This window comes from Dietzia sp. DQ11-71, from assembly GCF_014144995.1.
GTDB lineage: Bacteria > Actinomycetota > Actinomycetes > Mycobacteriales > Mycobacteriaceae > Dietzia > Dietzia kunjamensis.
The window spans coordinates 1-1020 of record NZ_JAALDT010000526.1 but is presented as its reverse complement, the minus strand read 5'-3'; the positions used below and the strand labels follow the sequence as shown (position 1 = coordinate 1020).

The 1020-nt window shown below is 67.3% G+C and carries 2 protein-coding genes and 1 pseudogene; all 3 read left to right on the top strand.

Features of this window, described 5'->3' with window-relative positions; genetic code table 11:
* Positions 1 to 71 precede the first annotated feature (71 nt).
* Complete coding sequence (locus tag G6023_RS15620) at positions 72 to 491, top strand: IS5 family transposase (RefSeq protein ID WP_067718744.1); 420 nt, start codon at positions 72 to 74, stop codon at positions 489 to 491.
* Positions 385 to 777, top strand: coding sequence for a transposase (locus G6023_RS16215; RefSeq protein ID WP_206681007.1), 393 nt, complete (start codon positions 385 to 387; stop codon positions 775 to 777). The genes G6023_RS15620 and G6023_RS16215 overlap by 107 nt, the downstream gene beginning before the upstream one ends.
* A pseudogene (locus G6023_RS15615) lies at positions 774 to 1020 on the top strand (transposase); the annotation flags it as partial. The gene G6023_RS16215 and the pseudogene G6023_RS15615, both read left to right, overlap by 4 nt.

Genomic DNA, 1020 nt, shown 5'->3' with positions numbered 1-1020 from the left:
CCCTGATTGTTCAGCAGTCTCCTAGGGCGTGTCTCCCATAGCTGAGTGTTGACTCGCGAGACCGTGGCCGGATGGGACAGACGAAGTCACGTTTTCGCCAGTTCACCGATGAGCAGTGGGCACGGATCGAGCCCCTGCTGCCCTCGAACGAAGGACGGCAGGGGCATCCGTTCCGCGACAATCGCAAGGTCGTCGAGGGCATCATCTACCGCTACCGAGCAGGAATTCCCTGGCGGGACCTGCCGCGGGAGGAGTTCGGGGCCTGGCAGACGGTCTGGAAGCGTCACGCCCGCTACGCCCGAGACGGCACGTGGGACCGAGTCTTGCAGGCCATCCTTGCCGAGGCCGATGCGGCCGGAAAGATCGACTGGAACGTCTCGGTAGATGCCACCATCTGCCGAGCCCACCAGCACGGCACAAACACAACGCGCCCTGATCAGGACACAGGGGGCACGATCGAATCACAAGAACCGCCCCTTCCTGGACTGTGAACCTGCAGGTCACGGCATTGGCCGCTCCCGCGGCGGGCTGACCACCAAGATTCACAGCGCCGTCGACGGTCGCGGCCGGCCGCTGGCGAGTGTGGTCACCGGCGGCCAACGACACGACGGCGCGATGCTCGAACAGGTCTTGGCCGACATCCACGTCCCGCACCCTGGCCGGGGCAGGCCTCGCACCCGTCCCGACGCGGTGATCCCTATCCGCCAGACTGAGGTGAGACACCCGGGCTGGCTGGTTGAGAGGCTGGGGCGCGAGCAGAAGGAGAACCCAGCATGACGATCACTGTGACCACTGACGCGGCCATGGAGGCCTCGCAGACGACGCCGACGACCTCGACGCGGGAGACGGTTCAGGCCCCGCGAACCGGGCGGCCGGCCCGGCGGACGTTCACCGCCGAGTACAAGCGGCGCATCGTCGCCGAGTACGAGCAGGCCCCGTCCGGGCAGAAGGGCCGCGTGCTGCGCCGGGAGGGCCTCTACGATTCCAGCGTCAAGCAGTGGCGGGCCCAGATCGAAGCCG